Below are 7,510 nucleotides of genomic sequence, written 5' to 3'. Positions count from 1 at the left end.
AGGCGGTGGGGGACCGAGCACGGGTAGCTGATGGCATCCCCCGCTCGCAGGATCACCCGCTCGGCCTCGAAGTCGATGGTGAGCTCGCCCGCGACGACCGTGCCGACCTCGTAGCCCTCGTGGTGGAAGAGGCCGTCGGCGCCGTGGGCGGAGGCTCCGGGCGGGTAGATCGACTCGAAGTAGTCGACGCCCGGTGACGATCCGGGGGTGAGGCGGCGGAACGACACCCCGCTGTCGAGCACGATGTCGGGCGACTGTCCGGCCCGCTGCAGCGTGAAACCCGAGGGTCCCGCGGGTTCGACGGGGCGATCGGATGCCGGGTCGAAGGCCGCCACGAGGGGAACGCCCAGGGCGTCGGTGATCGCGATGAGTCGCGAGACGCTCGGCTGCATCACTCCACGCTCGATCTGCGAGACGGCGCTGGGGGAGATGCCGAGGGTCTTCGCGAGGGCTCGGGCCGAGATGCCGCGGGCTTGGCGCAGGTCGCGGATGCGGGCGCCGACGGATGCCGACGGCTCGGGCGTCGCGGCCGAGTCGCGCTCGACGGCATCGGCGAGGGGCGGCTGCGTCATGCCCCCGAGTCTAGGGAGCGGCGAGGTGTGAAGGAGCGACTTCACATGCTCGTTACACGAGCGAAACCGCAGGCGCTGTGTGAACCCATAACTTCACATCAGAGCTCCACTCCGGCCGCGGACTCCACGTCGTGGCATCCATCGTCCTGAGAGGAATGACATGACATCCACCCCGCTCACCGGCCCCCACGATCTCGTGGAGGCCGCCGGCCACCCCCACGGGGGCGGCAACATGAAGCCCCACTACGACGAGCGTCTCGCCAACGAAGACCTCGCTCCGCTGCGGAAGCAGAAGTGGTCGAGCTACAACATCTTCGCGTTCTGGATGAGCGACGTGCACTCGGTCGGCGGCTACGTCACGGCCGGATCGCTCTTCGCGCTCGGCCTGCAGTCGTGGCAGGTGCTCGTGGCGCTGATCGCGGGCATCGTCATCGTGCAGGTGTTCGCCAACCTCGTCGCCAAGCCCAGCCAGAAGACGGGTGTGCCCTACCCGGTGATCAACCGCGTCGTCTTCGGCATCCGGGGCGCGAACATCCCCGCGATCATCCGCGGCCTCATCGCGATCGCCTGGTACGGCGTGCAGACCTTCCTCGCGGCGGAGTCGCTGAACATCGTGTTCCTGAAGTTCATCCCGGGTTCCGTGGCCCTGCTCGACGTGTCGTTCGCTGGTCTGTCGGCGCTCGGCTGGATCTCGTACGCGATCCTGTGGACCGCGCAGTTCCTGCTGTTCTGGAACGGCATGGAGGTCATCCGCCGCTTCATCGACTGGGCGGGCCCCGCGGTCTACCTCGTGATGATCGTGCTCGCGGTGTACCTCGTCTCGCAGGCCGGCATCGAGAACATCTCGTTCACCCTGTCGACCACGCAGCTGGACTTCTGGGCCTCGATCCCGGTGATGTTCGCCGCGATCGCGCTGGTGGTGTCGTACTTCTCGGGGCCGATGCTGAACTTCGGCGACTTCGCCCGCTACGGCAAGAGCTTCGCCGCGGTGAAGAAGGGCAACTTCTGGGGCCTGCCGATCAACTTCCTCTTCTTCTCGTTGCTGACCGTCATCACGGCCTCGGCCACCGTCCCGGTGTTCGGCGAACTGCTGACCGACCCCATCAAGACGGTCGAGCGCATCGACACGCCGTTCGCGATCCTGCTGGGCGGCCTCACGTTCGTCACGGCCACGGTCGGCATCAACATCGTCGCGAACTTCATCTCGCCCGCGTTCGACTTCTCCAACGTCGCGCCGAAGAAGATCTCGTGGCGCGCGGGCGGCATGATCGCCGCGGTCGGCTCGACGTTCCTCATGCCGTGGAACTGGTACTCCAACAGCGACGCGATCCACTACTCGCTCGGCGTGCTGGGTGCCCTGATCGGTCCGCTGTTCGGCATCCTGATCGCCGGTTACTACTTCGCCGCCCGCCAGCGCGTGAAGGTCGACGCGATGTTCACGATGGATGCCGCGGGCCCATACTGGTACCGCAACGGTTTCAACCCGAACGCGGTCAAGGCCGTCATCGCGGCGGGTGTGCCGACGGTCGCGATTGCCGTCTTCCCGAAGCTGTTCGCCGACCTGGGACTGTTCAACGCCTCGTGGATCAGTGACTACAGCTGGTTCATCGGCTGCGCGCTGGGGCTCGCGCTCTTCCTGTTCTTCGAGCGTCTCGACCCCCGCGTCCCGACGTTCGACGGTGAGACCGAGGGCATCTCGGACGGCGCCGTCGACGGAGCGGCCGCGACCGCGGCATCCGAGCCCCCGGCGATCTCGACCGAGGTGCCGGTGCCGGGCTCCGGAAACTCGGGGGCGGATGCGCCCGCGGTGCTCGCGCAGACGGTTCGGGATGCCGCAGCTCCGGAGCACGGGACAGCACTGCCCGGGCGCCCGACCGCAGCCGGCCCGCGCACAGGCCTGCTCGCGTGAGGATCCTGCTCATCAACCCCAACACCTCCCGGGCGATGACCGCGAAGATCGCGGACGCCGCCCGGGGGGTGGCGGGACCCGACGTGGTCGTCGACGCGGTGTGTCCCGCGGTCGGGGCGTCGGCGATCGAGAGCCACGTCGACGAGGTCGCCGCGGCGGCCGCGGTGGTCGAGCTCGTCGCGGCGGACCGCGACGGTCCCGCGCCCGCCGATGCCTACGTGATCGCGTGCTTCGGCGACCCGGGACTCGACGCGGCGCGCGAGCTGGTCGACGCTCCGGTCGTCGGGATCGCGGAGGCGGCGATGCACCTGGCCGCGGTGTCGGGGCGGCACTTCGGCGTCGTCACGACCCTGAGCCGCACCCTCGGTCGGGCCCGCGATCTCGTGGGGCGCTACGGCATGGACCGGGCGTGCGTCTCGCTCGCGGCGACCGGCATCCCGGTCCTCGACCTCGAGGACACCGGGTCCGCGGCCGTGGCGACCATCGAACGCTTCGCGGCCGGGGCCGCGTCGGGCGGTGCCGACGTGATCGTGCTCGGCTGTGCGGGCATGGCCGATCTGTGCGCCGAGCTCACGGCGCGCGTCGGGGTGCCGGTCGTCGACGGGGTCGCGGCGGCGGTGGGGATGGCATCCGGAATGGTGCGGATGGGGCTCGGCACGAGCAAGCGCGATGAGTACGCGCGGCCCCCACGGGCGTTCGTCTCGGGCGGCGCCACTCCTCCTCCCCCGTCGGCCGATGTCGAGGTGTTCGCATGAATGTTGATCACGGTTACATCTGTGAAACGCGAGGCCTTTAGCGTGAGCGGTATGAGCACACGGATCGCCGCGCGACGGGTCTATCTGGACGGGGAATTCCTCCCCGCGACGGTCGTGAGCGAGGGAGGGGTCATCACCGCGGTCGAGCCCTTCGACGCCGCGGCCGAGACGGTGCTGCCGGGTGATTCCGTGCTCCTGCCGGGCCTCGTCGACTCGCACGTGCACCTCGACGAACCGGGTCGCACCGAGTGGGAGGGCTTTGCGACAGGCACCGCCGCAGCTGCCGCCGGGGGCGTGACGACCATCGTCGACATGCCGTTGAACAGCCTCCCCGTGACGACCACGACAGATGCGCTGGATGCCAAGCGCGCGGCCGCCGCGGGAAAACTCGCGGTGGACGTCGCCTACTGGGGTGGAGCGGTCCCCGAGAACCTCGGCTCGCTGCGCGCGCTCGCCGACGCCGGGGTCGTGGGCTTCAAGTGCTTCCTCTCACCGAGCGGCATCGACGAGTTCGGACACCTCGACGCCGAGCAGCTCGAGCGCTGCCTCGCCGAGCTCGCCGTGTTCGACGGGCTGCTGATCGTGCACGCCGAAGACCCCGCGCACCTTCACTCGGACGGTGCGCTCGGCCCGCGCTACCGCGACTTCGAGGCCAGTCGCCCGCCGCTCAGCGAGCGAGCGGCGATCCTCCGCGTCATCGACGCCGCGCGGCGCACGGGTGCCCGCGCGCACATCGTGCACGTGGCCGACGGGGGAGCGCTCGACGACGTGCGTGCCGCGAAGGCCGAGGGCGTGCGGCTGACGATCGAGACCTGCCCGCACTACCTCACGCTCGACGCCGAGGCGGTGCCCGACGGGGCGGGCGCGTTCAAGTGCTGCCCGCCCATCCGCGGCGGCGACAACCGCGATCTGCTGTGGGCCGGCATCGTCGACGGAACGATCGACGCGATCGTCAGCGACCACTCGCCAGCTACCGTGGAGCTGAAGGGCAACCCTGATTTCGGCCTGGCCTGGGGCGGGATCGCGGGCTTGCAGACGGGGCTGTCGGCCGTGCACTCCACGGCCCGCGCTCGGGGGCTCGCCTTCGAGAGTGTGCTGCCGCTGATGACGACCGGCCCGGCGCGAATCGCGGGGCTCGAGGGGCTCGGCGCCATCGCGCCGGGTGCTCCGGCGCACCTCGTGGCCTTCGCCCCCGATGAGGAGTTCATCGTGGATGCCGCCCTGTTGGAGTACCGCAACCCCGTCTCCCCGTGGCACGGGCAGACGCTGACCGGCGTCGTCCGCGAGACGTGGCTCCGGGGCGAGTCGGTATACCGCCGCGGCTCGGCGGTCACCGAGCGGCAAGGGCGCGAGCTGCTGCGCGCGGTCGAGGCGGTGCGCGCATGACCCGGGCAGAGGCCGGAACCCCCGCCCCCTTCCCGATCCTCCAGCCCGGCACCGGCCCGATCCCCGGCGACCACTACCTCCCCGCGACCCCGGCCACGGTCCTCTGGGGCCGCCTGCCCTGCGCCACCGACGCGGCCGTGCTCGAGATCGCGTCCGGCGAGACCGTGACCTTCGACACCGTCAGTCACGAGGGCATCCTCGACGATCAGGGCAAAGACCCGGGCGCGTACTTCGCGGCTCACGGTGTGCCGCGCGAACAGGTGCTCGACGACGCGGTCGAGATCGCGGCATCCGTCCTCCGAGACCCCGTCGCGGACGGACCCCACGTGGTGGTCGGACCCGTACACGTCACCGGAGCGCACCCGGGCGATCTGCTCAAGATCACCGTCGAGACCCTCGTGCCGCGCGTGCCGTACGGCGTGATCTCGAACCGCCACGGCAAGGGGGCGCTCGTCGGCGAGCTGCCGCGCGGCGACCACAACGTCAGCGTGTTCGCGGCGGTCGTGGAGCGCGAGGGCGTCTTACACGGCACGCTCCCCGTCGCCGCGGGCGGCGAGCCCGTCGTGGCCTTCCCGCTCGCGCCGTTCCTCGGGACGATGGGAGTCGCCGTCGCCGACGTCGAGCGTCCCCACTCCGTGCCGCCCGGTACGCACGGGGGCAACATCGACATCAATCTCCTCGTCGAGGGAACCACCCTGTTCCTCCCCGTCCAGGTCGAGGGCGCGCGCGCGTACGTCGGCGATCCGCACTTCGCGCAGGGCGACGGCGAGGTCGCGCTCACCGCCCTGGAGGCCTCGCTGCGCGCCACCCTGCGCTTCGAGGTGATCCCCGCGGATGCCGCGCGCGCGGCGTTCGGCGAGGTCACGGGCCCGCTGGTCCGGACGCCCGAGTACCTCGTGCCGACCGGGATGGACGTCGACCTCGACGAGGCGATGCGTGCGTGCGTGCGCGCCTCGCTCGAACTGCTGCACGGGCGGTGGGGAATGGACGAGCACCTCGCCTACGCCTACCTCAGCGCCGCGACCGACTTCGACATCTCGCAGGTCGTCGACATCGTCTCGGGCGTGCACGCGCGGATCCGCGAGGCGGACTTCGCGGGCGTGCCGTCGGTCGAGCCCGAGGCCGTGGCATCCGGTGACGGCCCCGACGGGAGTGCAGCATGAGGGCCCTCTTCATCCGGCGACAGGATCGAGTGTCCAAGACGCGCCGTATCGACCAGGCCGCTAGCGGCGTGTCTTGGACACTCGCTCGCACCGAGAGAGGTGCACGGTGACGAACACAGCGATCCCCGCCGACCTTCGCGACGCCTTCGACGCGTACGAACGCGCGATCGTCGCGAACGACCTCGACGCCCTCGACGCCTTCTTCGCCCCGGGCCCCGACACCCTCCGCGGCGACCCCGCGGGGCTGCTCGTCGGCCATGACGCGATCAGTGGCTTCCGGTCGCTCCGCGGCGGCGTGCCCCCGCGCGACATCACCGACGTGCACTACCGCCCGCTCGGGCCCGACGTCGCCCTGCTCATGTCGGTCTCGCGTTTCCACGGCGGGGGCCGGGGCCTGCAGACACAGGTGTGGCAGCGCATCGACGGCAGCTGGCTCATCATCGCGGCCCACGTCGCCCCTCGCACGCCCGCTCTCGACCGTTCGATCTGGCGCAGCGTCGGCGACCCTTTCCAGCAGGGCGCGTGGGAGGGTCCGCTTGCCGGACTCACCGTCGCGGTGAAAGATCTGTTCGCGATCGCCGGCTTCCGCATCGGGGCCGGCAACCCCACCTACCTCGAGGAGGCGCGGCCCGAAAAGGTCACCGCGCCCGCTGTCGCCGACCTCGTCCGCGCCGGAGCGTCGCTGCGCGGCATCGCCCGCACCGACGAGTTCGCCTACTCGATCGCCGGCGACAACGTGCATTACGGCACCCCTCCCAATGGCGCGGTCGTCGGGGCGCTCCCCGGCGGATCGTCGAGCGGTCCCGCCTCAGCCGTCGCCGTGGGACACGCCGACATCGGCCTCGCCACCGACACCGCCGGGTCCATTCGGGTGCCCGCGTCGTACCAGGGACTGTGGGGCCTGCGCACGACGCACGACCTCGTCCCGCGGCAGGGCATGCTGCCGCTCGCTCAGTCGTTCGACACGATCGGCTGGCTCACCCGCGACGGCGACACGCTCGAGCGCGTGGCCGAGTGGTGCCTCAGCTACGACGGCTCGGCATCGACCGAGAACGTCTACGGCGCCTCCGGCGGCGACCTGCCGTGGCGGTTCCTCGTCCCGGAAGAGATCCTCGCGTGCGTCGAACCGTCGACCCGCGAGGCGTTCTCGAAGCTGTTGGCCGCGCTCTCGGCATCCGACGATCCGCCGTCCTTCCGCGCCGTCGAGGCGGGCGATCTGGATGCCGCTTTCACCGCGTTCCGCACCGTGCAGGGGGCCGAAGCCTGGCGCAACAACGGCGAGTGGCTGCGGGCGCATCCCGGGGCCGTGGGTCCGGCGGTCGCCGAGCGCTTCGACATCGCCGCGCGCATCACCCCCGCCGCCGAAGGCGCCGCACGCCGAGACCTCGAACCGATCGCGGCGCACCTGGCCGAGCTCGTCGACGGGGCCGTCCTCATCTTCCCGACCGTGCCGGGCCCCGCGCCGCAGCGCACCGCCGATGTCGACGCCGTCCGCGCGGCGACCCTGCGCATGACCGCTCCGGCCGCGATCGCGGGTCTTCCGTCGATCTCCGTGCCGCTCCTGACGGTCGACGGTGCGCCCGTCGGGGTGTGCCTCGTGTCGCGCGCCGGCACCGACATCGCGCTCGTGCGTCTCGCGCGGCGGTTGGCGGCTCTGGTCGAGGCGGGGGCTGGGCGTTGATCCGCCTCGCTCCGTCGCCCAGCCGTGCGAAACTCCTGACTTTC

Annotated in this window: 6 protein-coding genes; 5 read left to right on the top strand and 1 reads right to left on the bottom strand. The window is 71.1% G+C overall.

Annotated elements, in window-relative coordinates; genetic code table 11:
- The coding region (locus tag NS220_RS09785) for a helix-turn-helix domain-containing protein (RefSeq protein WP_058623889.1) at positions 1 to 572 on the bottom strand (572 nt) is incomplete at its 3' end.
- Positions 573 to 732: 160 nt separating this feature from the next.
- On the opposite strand from NS220_RS09785, the gene NS220_RS09780 reads away from it, so the two are divergent.
- The 5 genes from NS220_RS09780 to NS220_RS09760 all read left to right on the top strand — a co-directional run bounded on the left by NS220_RS09780 (position 733) and on the right by NS220_RS09760 (position 7,466).
- Positions 733 to 2,481, top strand: coding sequence for an NCS1 family nucleobase:cation symporter-1 (locus tag NS220_RS09780; protein WP_058623888.1), 1,749 nt, complete (start codon positions 733 to 735; stop codon positions 2,479 to 2,481).
- Positions 2,478 to 3,236 (top strand): aspartate/glutamate racemase family protein, encoded by a 759-nt coding sequence (locus NS220_RS09775; protein WP_058623887.1) that lies wholly within the window; start codon positions 2,478 to 2,480, stop codon positions 3,234 to 3,236. The genes NS220_RS09780 and NS220_RS09775 overlap by 4 nt, the downstream gene beginning before the upstream one ends.
- A gap of 51 nt (positions 3,237 to 3,287) precedes the next feature.
- On the top strand, positions 3,288 to 4,622 hold the full coding sequence (gene allB / locus NS220_RS09770) for an allantoinase AllB (RefSeq protein WP_058623886.1): 1,335 nt from the start codon (positions 3,288 to 3,290) through the stop codon (positions 4,620 to 4,622).
- Positions 4,619 to 5,785, top strand: a complete 1,167-nt coding sequence (locus NS220_RS09765; RefSeq protein WP_058623885.1) for an acetamidase/formamidase family protein — start codon at positions 4,619 to 4,621, stop codon at positions 5,783 to 5,785. Before allB ends, NS220_RS09765 begins: the two co-directional genes overlap by 4 nt.
- 106 nt (positions 5,786 to 5,891) lie before the next feature.
- A complete protein-coding gene (locus NS220_RS09760; RefSeq protein WP_242864587.1) occupies positions 5,892 to 7,466 on the top strand; it encodes an AtzH-like domain-containing protein in 1,575 nt (524 codons plus the stop codon).
- The last annotated feature ends 44 nt before the right edge of the window (positions 7,467 to 7,510 follow it).

Origin of the sequence: Microbacterium testaceum, from assembly GCF_001476655.1 — a bacterium.
Taxonomy (GTDB): domain Bacteria; phylum Actinomycetota; class Actinomycetes; order Actinomycetales; family Microbacteriaceae; genus Microbacterium; species Microbacterium testaceum_C.
Note: the sequence above shows the minus strand (reverse complement) of the source record. Positions and strands in the feature narration are given on the sequence as shown.